Source organism: Streptomyces sp. NPDC047072, assembly GCF_040643855.1.
Classification (GTDB): Bacteria; Actinomycetota; Actinomycetes; order Streptomycetales; family Streptomycetaceae; genus Streptomyces.
The window spans coordinates 1-17,864 of sequence record NZ_JBEYVC010000213.1; the positions used below are offsets into that span (position 1 = coordinate 1).

15 protein-coding genes are annotated in these 17,864 nt (G+C 69.6%); 4 read left to right on the top strand and 11 right to left on the bottom strand.

The window, feature by feature from the left end; genetic code table 11:
- Both ABZ896_RS46785 and ABZ896_RS46790 read right to left on the bottom strand, forming a co-directional pair.
- The coding region (locus ABZ896_RS46785; RefSeq protein ID WP_360943449.1) for a DUF4192 domain-containing protein at positions 1-1,264 on the bottom strand (1,264 nt) is incomplete at its 3' end.
- A gap of 242 nt (positions 1,265-1,506) precedes the next feature.
- Positions 1,507-3,657, bottom strand: coding sequence for a RecQ family ATP-dependent DNA helicase (locus ABZ896_RS46790; protein ID WP_360943451.1), 2,151 nt, complete (start codon positions 3,655-3,657; stop codon positions 1,507-1,509).
- Between the two features lie 374 nt (positions 3,658-4,031).
- Here ABZ896_RS46790 and ABZ896_RS46795 point away from each other — a divergent pair, with 374 nt between their 5' ends.
- Positions 4,032-4,664: a hypothetical protein gene (locus ABZ896_RS46795; protein WP_360943454.1), complete on the top strand. Its 633-nt coding sequence runs from the start codon at positions 4,032-4,034 to the stop codon at positions 4,662-4,664.
- A gap of 185 nt (positions 4,665-4,849) precedes the next feature.
- Here the strand turns inward: ABZ896_RS46795 and ABZ896_RS46800 are convergent, their stop codons facing one another.
- From ABZ896_RS46800 to ABZ896_RS46810, 3 genes are all read right to left on the bottom strand, one after another.
- Entirely contained in the window at positions 4,850-5,470 is a 621-nt protein-coding gene (locus ABZ896_RS46800; RefSeq protein WP_360943457.1) for a hypothetical protein, read from the bottom strand.
- 68 nt (positions 5,471-5,538) lie between these two features.
- Complete coding sequence (locus ABZ896_RS46805; protein ID WP_360943460.1) at positions 5,539-6,240, bottom strand: ribonuclease HII; 702 nt, start codon at positions 6,238-6,240, stop codon at positions 5,539-5,541.
- Between the two features lie 81 nt (positions 6,241-6,321).
- Positions 6,322-6,945 (bottom strand): TetR/AcrR family transcriptional regulator, encoded by a 624-nt coding sequence (locus ABZ896_RS46810; RefSeq protein ID WP_360943462.1) that lies wholly within the window; start codon positions 6,943-6,945, stop codon positions 6,322-6,324.
- Between the two features lie 186 nt (positions 6,946-7,131).
- Here ABZ896_RS46810 and ABZ896_RS46815 point away from each other — a divergent pair, with 186 nt between their 5' ends.
- Positions 7,132-8,679: an MFS transporter gene (locus ABZ896_RS46815; RefSeq protein WP_360943465.1), complete on the top strand. Its 1,548-nt coding sequence runs from the start codon at positions 7,132-7,134 to the stop codon at positions 8,677-8,679.
- A gap of 197 nt (positions 8,680-8,876) precedes the next feature.
- Here ABZ896_RS46815 and ABZ896_RS46820 read toward each other — a convergent pair whose 3' ends face one another.
- From ABZ896_RS46820 to ABZ896_RS46830, 3 genes are all read right to left on the bottom strand, one after another.
- Positions 8,877-9,782 (bottom strand): ADP-ribosylglycohydrolase family protein, encoded by a 906-nt coding sequence (locus ABZ896_RS46820; RefSeq protein ID WP_360943468.1) that lies wholly within the window; start codon positions 9,780-9,782, stop codon positions 8,877-8,879.
- Positions 9,783-9,794: 12 nt separating this feature from the next.
- A complete protein-coding gene (locus ABZ896_RS46825; RefSeq protein ID WP_360943471.1) occupies positions 9,795-10,454 on the bottom strand; it encodes a histidine phosphatase family protein in 660 nt (219 codons plus the stop codon).
- 117 nt (positions 10,455-10,571) lie between these two features.
- Positions 10,572-11,177, bottom strand: a complete 606-nt coding sequence (locus ABZ896_RS46830) for a YdbC family protein (RefSeq protein WP_360943474.1) — start codon at positions 11,175-11,177, stop codon at positions 10,572-10,574.
- A gap of 148 nt (positions 11,178-11,325) precedes the next feature.
- Between ABZ896_RS46830 and ABZ896_RS46835 the strand changes: the two genes are divergently transcribed.
- Positions 11,326-11,850, top strand: a complete 525-nt coding sequence (locus ABZ896_RS46835; protein ID WP_360943477.1) for a TerD family protein — start codon at positions 11,326-11,328, stop codon at positions 11,848-11,850.
- A gap of 4 nt (positions 11,851-11,854) precedes the next feature.
- Here ABZ896_RS46835 and ABZ896_RS46840 read toward each other — a convergent pair whose 3' ends face one another.
- The 3 genes from ABZ896_RS46840 to nrdR form a co-directional block, all read right to left on the bottom strand.
- Positions 11,855-12,562 carry a DUF6215 domain-containing protein gene (locus ABZ896_RS46840; protein WP_360943480.1) on the bottom strand — a complete coding sequence of 236 codons (708 nt, stop codon included), beginning with the start codon at positions 12,560-12,562 and terminating at the stop codon, positions 11,855-11,857.
- A 141-nt stretch (positions 12,563-12,703) separates the two neighbouring features.
- Complete coding sequence (locus ABZ896_RS46845; RefSeq protein ID WP_360943483.1) at positions 12,704-15,604, bottom strand: vitamin B12-dependent ribonucleotide reductase; 2,901 nt, start codon at positions 15,602-15,604, stop codon at positions 12,704-12,706.
- A gap of 164 nt (positions 15,605-15,768) precedes the next feature.
- Positions 15,769-16,344 carry a transcriptional regulator NrdR gene (gene nrdR, locus ABZ896_RS46850; RefSeq protein ID WP_360943486.1) on the bottom strand — a complete coding sequence of 192 codons (576 nt, stop codon included), beginning with the start codon at positions 16,342-16,344 and terminating at the stop codon, positions 15,769-15,771.
- 562 nt (positions 16,345-16,906) lie between these two features.
- On the opposite strand from nrdR, the gene lexA reads away from it, so the two are divergent.
- Positions 16,907-17,686 carry a transcriptional repressor LexA gene (lexA, locus tag ABZ896_RS46855; protein WP_360943489.1) on the top strand — a complete coding sequence of 260 codons (780 nt, stop codon included), beginning with the start codon at positions 16,907-16,909 and terminating at the stop codon, positions 17,684-17,686.
- Positions 17,687-17,864: the final 178 nt, after the last annotated feature.

Sequence of the window (17,864 nt, forward strand, 5' to 3'; positions counted from 1 at the left end):
CACCTGGTCGCTGGTCCGCCACCTCCCCCTCGGCCTCCGCCCGTGCACGCGTCTCACGCCCTTCCCGTTCCGCCCGCAGGCACCGTCGGATCGACTCCGGGTCCAGCCCCTCGTTGCAGGCCTGATGAAGGAGCCGGGCGAAGAGATAACCGGGATCAGCGCCCAGGGCCATGGCGAGCGCCTCCCTCGCCTCGATGTCGTCGCCTGCGGACCACGCCACCCAGCCGACGAGGGTGAGCGGTGCCGCCGCGTGCTCGCCGTAGGGCCCGACGCAGCGGCGGGCCAGGGCACGCCACAGTCGTAGAGCCGGTCCGGCCTCCTCGGCCTCCATCCACTCGGCCGCGCGGTCTCGGGTCGTGCGGTCCTGGAGGCCGAGGACGAGGGTCGCCGCTTCGTCGTGCCCCAGTAGTGCGTCGTCGCGCAGGTCGGCCTGGAGGTTCCCCGAGACGGGCGGCGCCGCGGCGAAGCGCGCCATGATCCGCTGGGCGAGGAGGACCGTCTCCTCGGCGACCTCTGCCCGGCTCTCGGCCTCCAGCATCCTGGGAACCAGGCTCATCCCGGCGGCGTCCAGGGCGACTTCCTGCTCCAGAGCGGCCGCGGTCTCCCAGGGCTGGAGCCGGGCCCGCAACTCACGCAGTGTGCCGCGGATCTGGAGCCCGGCGTAGGTGGCCGCGGCGGCGAGAACGGAGGTGCCGGGCAGGCCCATCGGCAGTCCCTCCACGGGACAGCACTGTCGGCTCGGACAGCAGTACGACCAGTAGCGGCCGTCGGAGATGCACAGGGCCTCGATCACCGGAACGTCGAGCCGGCCGCACTCGGTGCGCAGCAGCGCCGCGAGCGAGGCGAGCCGGTCCATGACCTGCTGCCCCGTCTCACCGGCCTCCGGTTCCTGGCAGAGGTAGGCGACCATCTGCTCGGGCTTCGCGCCCCGGCGTTCGCTGCCCGTGATCAGCCCATGGGCCAACTGCCGGGCCACGGCCGCCCAGTCGTCCTTGTTCGAGGGGATCCCGAGCCGGGCCCGGCCGCCGAACCGGCCTCGGCCGCCCCGGTCGTGCAGGGCGACCAGGACGATGCTGTCCTCGGGCCGGTAGCCGAGCAGATAGGGCAGTGCGTCGGCCAGTTCACCCGGGGTGCGCAGGGTCACCTGATGCTCGGCGCCATGCGCGTCGAACCCCGCGCGCTCCCCGATGCCCGGGCGACTCGCGTCCTGTCCGCCGGAATTGCCGTTTCCGGTGGATCCAGTCGTTTCGCTGTGATTCGTCATGCGCTGACGATCTCGCGGATCGTGAGACTCCGCTTGACCCTGTGGATAAGTCCGATCAGGGCCACGACAAGCGGCAGTTGGTTGTCCACAGCCCGACTAGCACCGCGCTCCGTTGTCGGTGGCGTCCTGTTCCATGGACGCATGACCCAAACGGACTGCGCACGACGCCGGCCGGCACCGCACAGGCGTCGGCATCGCACAGACGCCGACGAGCGCCCGGCACCTCAGACGCCCCCGGCGCCTCAGGCTGTCGCGGCCAACACCAACGGAAGCACCAACCCACTCCCGGCCTGGCGCAGCAGCCGGGCCGCAACGGCGAGGGTCCAGCCGGAGTCCGTGCAGTCGTCCACGAGCAGGACGGGCCCCGGAGAGCGCCGCAGAGCCTCCGCCAGTTCGTCGGAGACCACGAAGGCGCCGGCGAGCGCCCGCAGGCGCTGCGCGGAGTTGCTGCGGCGGGCCGCGTGCGCACCGTCCGGCCCGCTGTACGCCAGGGCGCCGAGGAAGGGCAGACGACCGATGTCCGCGATCCCCTGAGCCAGCGAACCGACCAGCTGCGGGCGGGTCAGGGACGGCACGGCGACCACGCCCACCGGTCGGGCTGCGGCGTCCGATGCCCAACCCCCCGAGGAACGCGCCCAGTCGGCGAGGACGTCCACGGCCGCCCGCAGCACGTCGTCGGGCACCGGACCGTCGGGCGCCGTGTCGGCCAGCAGGGGGCGCAGCCGGTTGCCCCAGCCGATGTCCGAGAGCCGCCCGAGTGCCCGTCCGGTGGAGCACTGCTGTCCGGCGCGGATACGGCCCTTGAGATCGATGCCGAGCGCGGGCATCCCCGTCGGCCACATGCGGCGCGGCTCGATCTCCACTCCCGGGCGGTCCAGTTCCTTCGCCGCGCCGGTCAACGCCTCGGCCGAGACGGAAGGATCGGCCCAGGCGCCCGCGCAGTTGTCGCAGCGGCCGCACGGGGCGGCCCCCTCGTCGTCCAGCTGTCGGCGCAGGAACTCCATGCGGCAACCGGATGTGCTTGCGTAGTCGCGCATCGCCTGCTGCTCCGCGGCCCGCTGTCGTGCCACCCACGTGTAGCGCTCGGTGTCGTAGAGCCACGGCTCGCCGGTGGAGACCCAACCGCCCTTGACCCGCTGGACGGCCCCGTCCACGTCCAGGACCTTCAGCATGGTCTCCAGCCGGGTTCGCCGGAGGTCGACCGCCGCCTCCAGGGCCGGCACGGACATTGGCCGCCCCGCGTCGGCGAGGGCGGACAGGGTCTGACGGACCTGCGCCTCGGGCGGGAAGGCCGTGTCGGCGAAGTAGCGCCAGATCGCCTCGTCCTCCTTGCCGGGCAGCATGAGCACATCGGCGTGCTCCACCCCGCGGCCGGCGCGACCGACCTGCTGGTAGTAGGCGATGGGCGAGGAGGGCGCCCCGAGATGGACCACGAACCCCAGGTCGGGCTTGTCGAAGCCCATGCCGAGCGCCGAGGTCGCCACGAGCGCCTTGACCCGGTTCTCCAACAGGTCGGACTCGGCCTGGAGCCGGTCGGCGTTCTCCGTACGGCCCGTGTAGGAGGCCACCGGGAAGCCGCGCTGCCGCAGGAAGGCGGTGGCTTCCTCGGCCGCGGCGACCGTCAGCGTGTAGATGATCCCCGAGCCCGTCAGTTCGTCCAGGTGCTCGGCCAGCCAGGCCAGTCGATGCGCGGCGTCCGGCAGTTGTACGACGCCCAGGCGCAGACTCTCCCGTTCCAGCGAGCCGCGCAGCACCAGCGCCTCACCGCCCCCCGTGCCCAGCTGCTCGGCGACGTCCGCGGTGACCCGGGCGTTGGCCGTGGCGGTGGTCGCGAGCACCGGAACGCCGGGGCGCAGGTCGGCGAGCATGGCCCGCAGCCGCCGGTAGTCGGGACGGAAGTCGTGGCCCCAGTCGGAGATGCAGTGCGCCTCGTCGACGACGAGCAGACCGGTCGTGGCCGCGAGTCCGGGCAGCATCTGCTCACGGAAGTCCACGGAATTCAGCCGTTCGGGGCTGACCAGGAGGACATCGGTCTCGCCACGCTCGACCTCGGCGTGGATGGACTCCCACTCCTCCGGATTGGCCGAGTTGATCGTGCGCGCCCGAATGCCGGCCCGTTCGGCCGCGTCGACCTGGTTGCGCATCAGCGCCAGCAGCGGCGAGACGATCACCGTCGGTCCGGCGCCGCGGCGCCGCAGCAGGGCCGTGGCGACGAAGTACACGGCCGACTTGCCCCAGCCGGTGCGCTGCACGACGAGCGCGCGCCGGTGTTCCTCCACCAGAGCCGCCACCGCCTGCCACTGGTCCTCCCGAAGCCGCGCCGCGCCCTGAGGGGCGCCGACCAGCTCGGCGAGGACGGCATCGGCTTCGGCACGCAGCTCCAGATTGTCCATGGCCCCATGCAACCCGATTCCGGGGGTCACCAGCCACTTCACTCAGCGTGACGGCCGACCCGACGCGGTCCGACCTCCCGCCGTCGCTCCTGCATCCTCGCGACGGCCCGCCGCCCAGGGCGCGTTACCGCTGGTACCGACTGCCCTCGGCCGTCCCAGGCATCGCCAGGCAACACACTGGGTAAGGATATATGCCATGAACCGGCTGATTCGGGTCGGTGGGCTCAATTGCTCGTTGCCGCAACCAAGTTCGACAGGAAGAATTGAAGTCCGCTCCCCACACGGCCCCCTGGTCCGGTAGGGCTTCGTTGTGGTGCGCGCTCCCCCGAATCCGCCCCCGCCCGCTGTATGGGCGCGTAGCCGAAGGGAGGACCGTGACCTTCGGATTCGCTCCGTCCTCCGCGGCGTCCACGTCGTCAGCCGACCTGTCCGCCGCATCCGCCAACCCCGGCGCCCGTCTGCTCGAACCCACCGAGTGGGCCGAAGCCGGCATCCCACTGCTGCGCAATCCGCGCGAGGTCGTCAGCGGGCTGCACTCCCGGCATCGCCCCGGGCCGTCGACCGCGATCGTGGCGGTCCTCGACCCGGACGAACGGCTGCGTGCGAGCGCCTCGTTCACCCGCCGCCCGGCCCCCGCCGACGGCTGGATGTTCCGCAACACGCTGCTCTCGCAGCTGCGCCGGGTGATCCCCCACGACCTGCGGCGCCGCACCCCCGTGCGCACCGCGGTGCTGCTCTACTGCCGTGAGGGCGACGCGCGTTGGACGGAGGAGGACGGTGCGTGGATGTGGGGCCTGCGGGACGCCTGCACCCTGCACGGACTGCGCTGCGGGGCGTACATCACGCTGACCCGGGACGGCTGGCAGGTCCTCGGCGAGGGTCGCGGCGGCCGCCGCCCGAACGCCGATTCCGCGCCGGAACCCTTCGCTCTGTCGGAGGCGCCGCCCCCGCTGCCGCGCACCGGCGGCGCCGTCTCGGAGGTCCTGCGCCGCGCCGCGGCCCGCTGAGGCGCGTCCCGCTCACTGCTCTTCCCCGGCCGTACGGCACCGTCGTACGGCCTGCGACGTCATACGGTGACACGGTGACGTACGGCACCCCGCGCGAACGCGGGCACGCCGAGGTCACCGCCGTACAGGTGCCGCGCAGGCGGCACCTTCGTCGTCTCCACCCTCCCGGACCTGCCGGAAGGGGCTCAGACTCCGGCGCCCAGGACCGAGTTGATCTGCTGCGGGTCGCCGCAGACGATCAGCAGGGCACCGGCCCGGGCGTGAGCCAACGGAAGGGCGTCGGCGGCAACCGCGGAGGACCCGCCGTTGACGGCGACCACGACCACGGGACGGGAGCCGGCACGCGAGGCCGCAGCGGCATCCGCGTAGAAGACGTCGTCGCCCGCGTCGTGCTGTGCCCAGTAGGCGGCTTCGCCGAAGGACAGCTCATGGGCGGCCCACGGGTGCTGGTCGCCGGTGGTGATCACCAGCACCTCGCCGGGGGCGCGGCCCGATTCGAGCAGGAGGTCCACGGCTTCCTCCGCGGCGTCCAGCGCGCCCTCGGCCGAGGCCGGGATCAGCTGGATCTGCGGGGTCGCCGAAGTCGGAGTGGAGGCGGCGGGAGCCGCGGGGCCCGACGGTGCGGGCTTGGCCACGGCCACGTCGTGCGGCGTGCGTTGCACCGGCGGTGCCGGCCGGAGCGGGCCGGGACGACCGGGGCGCGGATGAGCCACAGGACGCGGGCCGGGTACAGGACGAGGGGTCGGCGCGGTGCGGGGACCCTGGGCACTCTCGTGAATCTGAGGCTCCTCGGGAATGAGAGGCATGAGCTGATGTTTATCAAACGTTGGTGCGGCTCGCGCCAGCGGGTGGCACATGAGTGCGAGCGGAATCGTCAGAAATCGAAGCCGAGCTGACCCTCGATCCCCGGAGCGCTTCCCTCCGCCCAGCTGCGGGCCTTCTTGAGGTGCCGCCACTGGGGCAGCGCATCAAGATACGCCCACGACAACCGGTGGTACGGGGTGGGCCCCCGGACCTCCAGCGCGGCCTTGTGCACGGGTGAGGGATACCCGGCGTTGGCCGCGAAGTCGAAGTCTGCATGGTCGATACCCAGTTCGGCCATCATTTTGTCGCGCTGAACCTTGGCGATCACCGAGGCCGCGGCGACCGCGATGCACGACTGGTCACCCTTGATCACCGTCCGGACCTTCCAGGGCGTCCCGAGGTAGTCGTGCTTCCCGTCGAGGATCACCGCGTCGGGGCGGACCGGCAGGCTTTCCAGAGCGCGTACGGCGGCGAGCCGCAGGGCGGCGGTCATCCCCCGTTCGTCGATCTCCTCGTGAGTCGCGTGCCCGAGGGCGTACGACGTCACCCATCCCCGCAGTTCCTCGGCGAGTTCGGTGCGGCGCTTGACGCTGAGCAGCTTGGAGTCGGTGAGACCTTGGGGCGGCCGGCGCAGTCCGGTGACCGCCGCGCAGACGGTGACAGGACCGGCCCACGCGCCGCGCCCCACCTCGTCGACACCTGCAATGATCTTCGCTCCGGTCGTGGCGCGGAGAGAGCGCTCGACGGTGTGAGTAGGCGGTTCGTACGGCATGGCGCCCTTAGCGTACGCCGCCCGGATCACCCTGCGACACCCCGGTTCCCCGAGCGCCCCCGAAAGGCCCACGAGCCACGCTCATCGACCGCCCGGCCGCAGCAGCGGCAGCATGAACCGGTCGATCATCTCTTCGACTTCCCCGTCGCTCCATTCGCAGGCGCGCATCTTGGAGCGGTACATCATCATCGCCGGAATGGCATCGAAGACGAAGTCGTCCGCTGCGTCGCGACGCACCTCGCCCCGGGCTATTCCACGGGTGATGATCTCGCGGAGCAGTCTGACCGTCGGCTCCACGACCCCGTCGAAGATCACGCCGTGGAAACGCTCGGCCTGAGCCTGGTCGCATTCGTGAATCACCGCCCGCAGGGCGGAACCGGGGCGCGAGAACATCGCCTCGCGCGCCTGCCTGCACAACTCGAGCAGGTCCTCGCGCACCGCGCCGAGGTCGGGCGCCTCCTCGAAGCTCGGCAGTCCGGCCTGCAGCGCGTCCGCCACGAGGTCCTCCTTGGAGGGCCACCTGCGGTACACCGCGGCCTTCCCGGTCTGGGCGCCGGCGGCGACGCCCTCCATCGTGAGCCCGTTCCAGCCGACCGTACTGAGCTGCTCCAGAGCGGCGTCGAGGATCGCACGCTCGAGCACGGCTCCGCGCCGACGAAGGGAGGCCGTCTGAGCGGGGGCGGCCGTCCAGCGCGAGGTAACCATCTGAGTGTCTCCAGCGAACAGGGAAGCGGGGATTCGGGGAGCGGAGAGCACACCGCACGGCGCCACAGGGGGACGCGCCGACGGTGACGAACATGAGTGAACGCTTGCGTTCACTATCGAGGACTCACTACCGTTGACGCGGCAGTGAACGCCACCGTTCACTAACAAGCTCGTGGGGGACCCATAGTGACAACCTCTCAGTTGATTCCGGACCAGAAACCGGGTGCGGCCCGCCGGCAGGGACGTCCCGGCATCGCGCTCGCGGTCATCGCGGCCTGCCAACTCATGGTGGTACTCGACGCGACGATTGTGAACATCGCGCTCCCGCACATTCAAGACGCTCTCCAGTTCAGCACCACCGACCTCACCTGGGTCGTCAGTGCCTACACGCTCACCTTCGGCGGCCTGCTGCTCCTGGGCGGCCGGGCGGGGGACATCCTCGGACGCCGTCGGGTCTTCATGACCGGCATCCTGCTGTTCACCTTCGCCTCGCTGCTCGGCGGGCTCGCCCAGGAGCCCTGGCAGCTGCTGGCCGCCCGGGTTCTCCAGGGCATGGGAGGCGCGATCGCGTCGCCCACCGCACTGGCGCTCATCACCACCACGTTCCCCGAGGGGCCGGAGCGGAACCGGGCCTTCGGCGTCTTCGCCGCGGTCTCGGCAGGCGGTGGCGCCATCGGCCTGCTGGCCGGAGGCATGCTCACGGAGTGGCTCGACTGGCGCTGGGTGCTCTTCGTCAACGTGCCCATCGGCGTGCTGATCGCGGTGCTCGCCCCGCTGTACATCAACGAGTCCGAACGGCACACCGGCCGCTTCGACATCGCGGGCGCCCTGACCTCGACGGCCGGTATGGCCCTGCTCGTCTACGGCTTCATCCGCGCCGCGGACGGCGGCTGGCGGGACTCGCTGACCATCGGGTCCTTCGGTGCCGCGGTGGTACTTCTGCTGGCCTTCGCGTTCGTCGAGTCGCGTGCCAAGGAACCGATCACCCCGCTGCGGATGTTCGCGGACCGCAACCGCTCCGGAACGTACGTGATCATGCTGAGCCTCGCCGCGGCGATGTTCGGGATGTTCTTCTACATCGTGCTCTTCGTGCAGAACGTGCTGGAGTACACCCCGATCGAGGCCGGGCTCGCCTTCCTGCCGGTGACCGTGGTGATCGCGCTCGGCGCGGGCATCTCGCAGCGGTTCCTGCCGGTGCTCGGCCCCAAGCCGTTCATGCTCACCGGTTCGACGCTCGCGGCGATCGGGCTCGCCTGGCAGTCCCTCATCAGCTCCGACAGCTCCTACGTCGGCGGGGTGCTGGGCCCCATGCTGATCTTCGGCTTCGGCATGGGTCTGAACTTCGTGACGCTGACGGTCACCGCGGTCTCCGGGGTCGCCCAGCATGAGGCGGGTGCGGCCTCCGGGCTGCTCAACGCCATGCAGCAGGTGGGTGGTTCGCTGGGTCTGTCCATCCTGACGACGGTGTTCGGGTCGGCGAGCAAGGACGAGGCGGAGAAGCAGCTGCCCGGCTTCCTCGCCGACGGTTCGGCGGAGCAGAAGGCGGAGTTCGCCACAACCCACCAACTGCCCGCGCCCTGGGGGCACGAGGTGCTCGCCCAGGGCATCTCGGCGGGCTTCGTCGCCGCCGCCGCGATGGCCGTGCTCGCCCTCGCCAGCGCATGGCTGGTGATCAAGGTCCGCAGGAGCGACCTGGAGGCACTTTCCGGCGCGACGGGACCGGGGCTCGGCTGACCGCAGGACGAACACCGAACAGAACCTCATGACCGCACCCCCGTGCCCCTAGCTCGTTTCCTGCCCACCCCGGCCCATCGGCCGCAGAGCAACTGTCCCGACAACGAGCGCGCGGTCACACAGAGTTCCCGACAATCACAGAGAGTTTTCCCGAAGCGGCGGGCGAACGTGCCGGCACCGATCACGGCCGCCGAACCCTACGCGGGCACCGGCAGCCACTCCGGAAACGCCTCGGTCCGCTCCACCCACTCGGCAGGCGGGGTCCCGGCCTTCCCGCCGGCGATCACGCCGCCGACGATCGCGCAGGTCGTGTCCACGTCGCCGCCGACCTGCGCGGTCGTCCAGAACGCCTGCTCGTAGTCGCCGAGCGAGCGTGCGGCGGACCAGAGTGCGAAGGGCACGGTGTCATGGGCCGTCGTACGGCGGCCACAGCCGAGGACGGCCGCGACGGTGGAGGCGTCGTCGTAGTCGAGCATGTCCCGGGCCCGCCGCAGCCCCGCTGCGACGGCGCTTCTCGGGACGAGCGCGATGACGCCGTCGAGCAGCGCCTGAGGGCTCGGCGGGCCACCGGGAGCGGCTGCCAGCGCGGCGGCCGCGGATACGGCCATGGCGCCGACGACGGCCTCCCGGTGCTGGTGGGTGGGATAGGCGGAGATCTCGGCCTGGTGGGTCGCCTGCTCCGGATCGTCGGCGTAGTAGGCGCCGAGAGGAGCGATCCGCATCGCGGCGCCGTTGCCCCAGGAACCCTGGCCGTTGAAGAGGGCCGCGGCGAGCTCACGCCAGTCACCGCCCTCCCGGACCAGGCGCAGCAGGCGGTTGACGGCGGGGCCGTAGCCGCGGTCGAAGTCGTGGTGGTGGGCGAAGGAATGGGCCAGGGCGTCCTGGTCGATGCGGTGGTGGGCGGTGAGGACGGCCACGACGGAGCAGGCCATCTCGGTGTCGTCCGTCCATTGCCAGGGGCCGGCCGGCAGCTCGCGGTTCTTCAGCAGGGGGTAGTTCACCGGTACGAAGAACTGCGAGCCCAGCGCGTCCCCCACGGCCAGTCCGCGCAGGCTGGCTCGGGCACGCTCCAGGCGCCCGTCGTCAGAGGAGTCAAGGGTCATCGGTCTGCCACTCTATCCGGTGATCCCGTACGGCTCCGGATCTCGCCAGCGGTCGAAGGGCCGGTCAAGCATGTACTTGCCGTCCTCCCCGAGAACGAGCATCCGCATCTCGGCGTTCCCCGGGTTCGACAGCGACTCGAACTCCGCGACCGTCCAGTGGAACCAGCGCATGCAGAACAGCCGCATGGCCAGGCCGTGGGTCACCAGCAGCACGTTCGGCGGATGGTCGGGGGCCTCGAAGCTGCGGAACAGGCTCTCCAGGAAACCGCCGACCCGGTCGTACACGTCGGCTCCGGACTCGCCCTGGGCGAACCGGTAGAAGAAGTGCCCGTAGGCGTCCCGGTATGCCTTCTGCAGTTGTACGTCGTCGCGGTCCTGCCAGTTCCCCCAGTCCTGCTCCCGCAGCCGGGGTTCCTCGCGCACCCGTATGAGGTCGGGGTCGAGATGGAAGGCGCGCAGGGTCTCGTGCGTGCGGCGGTAGGGAGAGACGTACACGCTGACGCGTTCGTTGCCGAACACCTCGCGGACGCGTTTGCCCGTCTCCTCGGCCTGCCGCCAGCCCCGGTCGGTCAGGGCCAGTGCGTGGTCGGGCTCGCGTTCATACACGGTGTCATCAACATTGCCCGTTGACTCCCCGTGGCGGACAAGGACGATGCGCCGTGGTCGTGCCATGTCACGACCCTAGATCGAGTGAGGCCGTATCGAGCACTCGTACGGGCCCCATACGGCGTACGTCACACACATCCCGCCCCACTCGCCACAGGCGGGCACACGAGTCGCGGGGCGGTCTCAGACCGTCCAGGCCGATTCCAGGTCCACCAGGTCGCCCGTGAGGGCCGCGACGTCGGCCTCGATCTGGGCCCGCAGGGCGAGCCGCTCGACCCGCTCGGTGCGGTACTTGCCGTGTTCGGCGGCCGAGTGCCACATGGAGAGAACCAGGAACTCGCTGCCGGGCGCCTCGCCGAAGAGACCGCGGACCATCCCGGGCGATCCCGCCATCGCCGGGTTCCACACCTTCTCCTGCATCAGCGTGAAGTGTTCGGCACGTTCCTCGTGGACTCGGCAGTGGGCGAAGCGCACCAGGTCGGCGTCGGTGAAACGGGGCTCGAAGCCCGTCTTCACGTCGAAGCGGTAGTCGAACAGCTTGACCTGGGGGTCCTTGAAGGTGCCCGACTGCGCGGCCGCGAGCCGGTCGTGGGAACGCGCCATGAAGGAGTCGTAGAAGGAACGGCTCTCCCAGAAGGAGAAGATGTGGGCCACGCCCGGCCGCCCCCGGCTCCAGCCCCCGCCCTGTCCCCGAAACCCCGGCTCTCCCAGAAGCCCCGCCCACTTTCGCTGCCCCCGCTCGAAGCCGCGGCGGTCCACCACGGTGCAGCGAATCCACTTGACCAGCACCGCGCCATCGTACGGCCAGGGAGCGTGGCGCCGGTCACTCTCGGGGGCAGAGCCCTCCCGCACGTGCCATCCGCACGTGGCAGGATGGGCAACCGGCTTTGCCAGCTCGACAGTTCGGGCCGTGGACCGAGGGGGAAGGGAACATCCTGTGAGCGGCATCAACAAGGGAATCCGCAAGGTCGAGGTCTCACTCAAGTGGGACCCGAGTCCGGCGGGACAGTCGGCCACCGATCTCGATCTCGTCGCCGCGACCTATCTGGCGAGCGATCCGCACGGCGATCCCGCCTATGTGGTGCACTTCGACAGCCGTTCCCCCGACGGCACCATCTATCTCAACCGGGACAGCAAGGACGGCAAGGGCTTCGGCTGGGACGAGGTCATGACGCTGGAGCTGGAACGGCTGGACGCGCGGTACGCGCGCGTGGTGGTCGGAACGGTCATACAGCAGCGCTCCGCCCAGCGCACCTTCGTCGGCGTGATCAACCCGGCGCTGCGCATCCGTGAGGGCTACACGGTCCTGGCCGAGGACGACTTCGGGAGCGTCCTCGGCTCGACGGCCGCGACCATAGGGGAGTTCGTGCGCCAGGAGTCGGGCTCATGGGACTTCCACTCCGGGATCAAGGGGTTCGAGGACGACCCGGCGACGTTCACCCGGAGCATGGGCCGCATGTGACGTGTCAGCCGGCGGCCCAGCCGGGGACCGTCGGCAGCACGCGCTCGGCGACACGGACCAGGGCGAGGTCGTCGGGCACGACGTCGTCCTGGCGCCATATGGAGACCTCGTAGAAGCCGCCACCGTCCTTGGTGTCCTTGGCGACCAGCAGGCTGCGGGCGATGCCGCCGGGACCGGTGTCGACCTTGTCGTCGCCGAAGTCGAACTTCAGGGAGATGGTCCGGTTCGAATAGAGGACCGCAGGGTGCCCGCCGATCGTCCGGCTCTGCGTCGAACTCCCCAGGAAGGCCGCCATTTCGGCTACGGCGATGTCGTCGTCGGACGTCGAGAGCTTCACGGAGTACGTGGCCAACTGGACCTCCGCCTCGGGCGTGACGTCCTTGGTGCCGTCTGCCCAGGTGCTCGTGCTCTCGTTACCGCTGGCGTTCATCGCGTACTCGGCCGGCGTGCCGAGCAGCGTGGGCAGGTCCGCGCGGTTCAGGGCCGTGCACAACTGCGCCCCGGAGACGGGCTTCGACGGCCGGGCCTCGCTCGATGCGTCGCACGCGGCAGGTTCGGGTTCGCCGGACTTCTGCTGAAATGCCCCTGACAACAAAAAGGCCGCGAGACCCCCTACCAACACCACTGCCGCAATGGCCTGGCCCCACTCGTTCGGACCCTTCTCGGGCTGTTCCTTGCTCGTCGCGGCATCGGCGATCTGCTGCTCGGCCATGTTCCCCGTGTCCCCACCCTGTCGTTCGCGCCGGTCGTGCGCCGGGGGAGCCTAACCTGTGATCACCCTGTGGAGAAACGGAAAAAGCCAATGACGGTGCGGCCGATTTCCGACCGCACCGCCATTGGGGGCTAACTCAGGTCAGCTGCAACCACTGGTGGAGCCACAGCCCTCGCAGATGTAGCAGGAGCCGGCCCGCTGCATCTTCGTACCGCAGGAGAAGCAGAGCGGGGCGTCGGCCTGGATGCCCAGCTGCATCTCCACCAGCTCGGCGCTGGTGTGGGCCTGCATCGGGGCGGGCTTGGCCGCCTCGACCGCGGCCTTCGGCGTGGCGACGGCCTTCAGCTCCTGGGCGCGCGGCGCCGACTGGGCCAGGCCCTCGACGTCGACCTCGTCCTCGGACGGCTCGTACGAACCGGTCTCCAGGTGACGCTGGCGCTCCTCGGCGGAGTGGATGCCGAGCGCGGAACGCGTCTCGAAGGGCAGGAAGTCCAGCGCCAGGCGGCGGAAGATGTAGTCGACGATCGACTGCGCCATCCGCACGTCCGGGTCGTCCGTCATACCGGCCGGTTCGAAGCGCATGTTGGTGAACTTCGAGACGTACGTCTCCAGCGGCACGCCGTACTGGAGGCCGACCGAGACCGCGATCGAGAAGGCGTCCATCATGCCCGCGAGGGTGGAGCCCTGCTTGGACATCTTCAGGAAGACCTCGCCGAGACCGTCGTCCGGGTAGGAGTTGGCGGTCATGTAGCCCTCGGCGCCGCCGACCGTGAAGGACGTCGTGATGCCGGGACGGCCCTTGGGGAGGCGCTTGCGGACCGGGCGGTACTCGATGACCTTCTCGACCGTCTCGCGGATGGTCGCCTCGGCCTTCTCGGTGACCTCGGCCTTCTCCTTCTCCTTGGTCTTCGCGGAGAGGGGCTGACCGACCTTGCAGTTGTCGCGGTAGATGGCGAGCGCCTTGACGCCCATCTTCCAGGCCTCGAAGTAGATCTCCTCGACCTCCTCGACGGTCGCCGACTCCGGCATGTTGACCGTCTTGGACAGGGCGCCGGAGATCCAGGGCTGGATCGCGGCCATCATGCGGACGTGGCCCATCGCGGAGATGGAGCGCTCGCCCATGGCGCAGTCGAACACCTCGTAGTGCTCGTGCTTGAGGCCGGGGGCGTCGACGACATTGCCGTTCTCGGCGATGTGGGCGACGATCGCCTCGATCTGCTCCTCCTGGTAGCCCAGGCGACGCAGGGCCTGCGGGACGGTGCCGTTGACGATCTGCATCGAGCCGCCGCCGACCAGCTTCTTGAACTTGACCAGCGCGAGGTCGGGCTCAAGACCGGTGGTGTCACAGGACATCGCGAGACCGATGGTGCCGGTCGGGGCGATGACGGACGCCTGGGAGTTACGGAAACCGTTCTTCTCACCGAGACGCAGCACGTCCTGCCAGGCCTCCGTGGCGGCGGCCCAGATCGGCGTGTCCAGGTCGTCCATGCGGACGGCCTTGGTGTTCTCGTCGGCGTGCTGCTTCATGACGCGCAGGTGCGGCTGCGCGTTGCGGGCGTAGCCGTCGTACGCGCCGACGACCGCGGCGAGTTCGGCGGAGCGCTTGTACGACGTACCGGTCATCAGGGAGGTGATGGAGCCGGCGAGGGCGCGGCCGCCGTCGGAGTCGTAGGCGTGGCCGGTCGCCATCAGCAGGGCGCCGAGGTTGGCGTAGCCGATGCCGAGCTGGCGGAACGCGCGCGTGTTCTCGCCGATCTTCTGGGTCGGGAAGTCCGCGAAGCAGATGGAGATGTCCATCGCGGTGATGACGAGCTCGACGACCTTGGCGAAGCGCTCGACCTCGAACGACTGGTGGCCCTTGCCGTCGTCCTTCAGGAACTTCATGAGGTTCAGCGAGGCGAGGTTGCAGGACGTGTTGTCCAGGTGCATGTACTCGCTGCAGGGGTTCGAGCCGTTGATACGGCCGGACTCCGGGCAGGTGTGCCAGTGGTTGATGGTGTCGTCGTACTGGATGCCCGGGTCGGCACAGGCCCACGCGGCCTCGGCCATCTTGCGGAACAGCGCCTTGGCGTCGACCTCTTCGATGACCTCACCGGTCATGCGCGACGTCAGGCCGAACTTGCCGCCCGTCTCGACAGCCTTCATGAAGGTGTCGTTCACGCGGACCGAGTTGTTGGCGTTCTGGTACTGGACGGACGTGATGTCGTCGCCGCCCAGGTCCATGTCGAAGCCCGCGTCGCGCAGGGCGCGGATCTTCTCCTCCTCCTTCACCTTGGTCTCGATGAAGTCCTCGATGTCGGGGTGGTTGACGTCGAGGATGACCATCTTGGCGGCACGACGGGTGGCGCCACCGGACTTGATGGTGCCGGCGGAGGCGTCGGCACCGCGCATGAAGGAGACCGGACCGGAGGCGTTGCCGCCGGAGGACAGCAGCTCCTTGGAGGAGCGGATGCGGGAGAGGTTCAGGCCGGCGCCGGAGCCGCCCTTGAAGATCATGCCCTCTTCCTTGTACCAGTCGAGGATCGACTCCATGGAGTCGTCGACGGCCAGGATGAAGCAGGCGGAGACCTGCTGCGGCTGGGGCGTACCGACGTTGAACCAGACGGGGCTGTTGAAGCTGAAGATCTGGTGCAGGAGGGCGTACGCCAGCTCGTGCTCGAAGATCTCGGCGTCGGCGGGCGAGGAGAAGTACTTGTAGTCCTCACCGGCCTTCCGGTACGTCTTCACGATGCGGTCGATCAGCTGCTTGAGGCTGACCTCGCGCTGCGGGGTGCCGACGGCACCCCGGAAGTACTTGCTGGTGACGATGTTGACCGCGTTCACCGACCAGAAGCCGGGGAACTCGACGCCGCGCTGCTCGAAGTTGACCGAGCCGTCGCGCCAGTTGGTCATGACGACGTCACGACGCTCCCACTCGACCTCGTCGTACGGGTGTACGCCGGGCGTGGTGTGGATGCGCTCGATACGCAGGCCCTTGTTCGCTGCCGCCTTGGTGCCCTTGGCGCGGGAACTCCGTGCCGGACCGCTCGCCGTCTCTGTCATGCCGCCTCCCTGTACGGGCTAAAACGCCCTGAAGTGCCACGATGTTCCCGAGGCACGGTGTTCTGTCTGGTGTTGCGGACATTTCTCGCTGCCGCCCGCAACAGGTCTTGGATCGCCGCCGTCCGGCCGGATCCGGGGTCGCCGCCCGGTCTCCGGCCCGCCGATCAGTCGGCGGCGCGGGCGGGCACCGGGACCTGAGCAGTCCCTCCGGGCCCGCGAACGTCTTCCTGGCTCCCCTCGACGGCTTCGTCGCCGTCCAGAACCTCTCCGCGGTCGTCGTCGTCCGCGGCGGGGGGTCCTTGTTCCCTCAGTTCCGCGATCGCGGCCTCGAAGTCGTCGAGCGAGTCGAACGCCCGGTAGACGGAGGCGAATCGCAGATACGCGACGAGGTCGAGCTCTTGCAACGGGCCGAGTATGGCCAGCCCCACGTCATGGGTGGTCAGCTCGGCGCTTCCGGTGGCCCGCACCGCCTCCTCGACCCGCTGGCCGAGTTGAGCGAGCGCGTCCTCGGTGACAGGCCGTCCCTGGCATGCCTTGCGCACACCGTTGATGACCTTGGTACGACTGAAAGGCTCGGTGACTCCGGACCGCTTGACCACCATCAGCGAGCACGTCTCCACGGTCGTGAAACGACGGGAGCAGTCCGGACACTGACGGCGCCTGCGGATCGACGTGCCGTCATCCGTCGTACGACTGTCGACGACCCGGCTGTCGGGGTGCCTGCAGAAGGGGCAGTGCATGATCTCCCAACCCTCCTCACAGCAGACTCAATAGCCTCGCTGAGCCCCATGGGCCCCTCGAAGCAGCCCCAAGCATAGGCGATCGCCGCGCGCCTGGAGACCCGGGGGACCACAACTTCTGGGCTGCTGTAGCAATCCAAGCACTACATGTAGGGATTGGCTCCGCAAACACGCCGTACGCGCGTGTCGCGCGCGTATTGGCATGTGCCATACGGCCATACCGTCCGCCGAGGCCCGCGCCGCACAGGCGTATCGCTGCGGCACTTGCGGAGATACCGTGGGCACCGCACGGAGGCGAGGTGGCATTCCCGCAGAGATGGGGGCCGACGCCCGGCCGACGAGACACCGGGTGGCAGACTGGGGCGACAACCCGCAAGGTCGCCACCCGGCGGTGAAGAGTACAGCAATGGGCCCTTTTGTCCGGCAGGCGGCACGGTAGCCATACACCCAGACACATGATCGCGTCCGACGCTCCGCGATTTTTCACTCGAACGTGTGTTTGGCGCAACCTTTCGAAAGCAACTACCGTTGTCCAGCAGGGAGACCATCGAGAGGGGCCGACGTGACCACCACCGCTGACAGTGCCGCCATCACTGCCCAGGACCGCTCCCAGAGCCGACTCGAGCCGGTGCATGCAATGAACGAATCCGTGAATCCCGAGGGACACAAGCGTTCCCTACCGGGCCGACCTCCAGGCATCCGGGCGGACAGCTCGGGACTCACCGACCGACAGCGCCGGGTGATCGAGGTCATCAGGGACTCGGTGCAGCGGCGCGGCTACCCGCCGTCCATGCGAGAGATCGGCCAGGCGGTCGGCCTGTCCAGCACGTCCTCGGTCGCACACCAACTGATGGCCCTGGAGCGCAAGGGCTTCCTGCGCCGCGACCCGCACCGCCCGCGCGCGTACGAGGTGCGCGGCTCCGACCAGGGCACCTCCGCGCAGCCCACGGACACCACGGGCAAGCCAGCCGCGTCGTACGTCCCCTTGGTCGGCCGGATCGCCGCCGGTGGCCCGATCCTCGCCGAGGAATCCGTCGAGGACGTCTTCCCTCTCCCCCGTCAGCTCGTCGGCGACGGTGAGCTGTTCGTCCTGAAGGTCGTCGGCGACTCGATGATCGAGGCCGCGATCTGTGACGGCGACTGGGTCACCGTCCGCCGCCAGCCCGTCGCCGAGAACGGCGACATCGTCGCGGCGATGCTCGACGGCGAGGCCACCGTCAAGCGCTTCAAGCGCGAGGACGGCCATGTCTGGCTCCTCCCGCACAACTCCGCGTACGAGCCCATCCCGGGCGACGACGCGACCATCCTCGGCAAGGTGGTGGCGGTACTGCGGCGCGTCTGACCGCCGCGGCGGACCTCGCCGATCCGACTGGGCCCCGGAACCCCTGCGCCGGTTCCGGGGCCCAGCGCTGTCCGGGGCCCGGTGACAGGGCCAAGGGGGATCGTCGGTAGCCGAAGTCCCAAGACATTGTGTCTCCTTCCGGCGACTGTCAGAATAGCGTTCTCATGAAGGAGAATAC

Bases quoted from the DNA above. Each gene is read 5' to 3' on its own strand.
- ABZ896_RS46805 (WP_360943460.1), bottom strand. From the start codon at position 6,240: ATGCCGTACGAACCGCCTACTCACACCGTCGAGCGCTCTCTCCGCGCC.
- ABZ896_RS46840 (WP_360943480.1), bottom strand. From the start codon at position 12,562: ATGGCCGAGCAGCAGATCGCCGATGCCGCGACGAGCAAGGAACAGCCC.
- ABZ896_RS46825 (WP_360943471.1), bottom strand. From the start codon at position 10,454: ATGGCACGACCACGGCGCATCGTCCTTGTCCGCCACGGGGAGTCAACG.
- ABZ896_RS46800 (WP_360943457.1), bottom strand. From the start codon at position 5,470: ATGCCTCTCATTCCCGAGGAGCCTCAGATTCACGAGAGTGCCCAGGGT.
- ABZ896_RS46845 (WP_360943483.1), bottom strand. From the start codon at position 15,604: ATGACAGAGACGGCGAGCGGTCCGGCACGGAGTTCCCGCGCCAAGGGC.
- ABZ896_RS46810 (WP_360943462.1), bottom strand. From the start codon at position 6,945: ATGGTTACCTCGCGCTGGACGGCCGCCCCCGCTCAGACGGCCTCCCTT.
- nrdR (WP_360943486.1), bottom strand. From the start codon at position 16,344: ATGCACTGCCCCTTCTGCAGGCACCCCGACAGCCGGGTCGTCGACAGT.
- ABZ896_RS46790 (WP_360943451.1), bottom strand. From the start codon at position 3,657: ATGGACAATCTGGAGCTGCGTGCCGAAGCCGATGCCGTCCTCGCCGAG.
- ABZ896_RS46820 (WP_360943468.1), bottom strand. From the start codon at position 9,782: ATGACCCTTGACTCCTCTGACGACGGGCGCCTGGAGCGTGCCCGAGCC.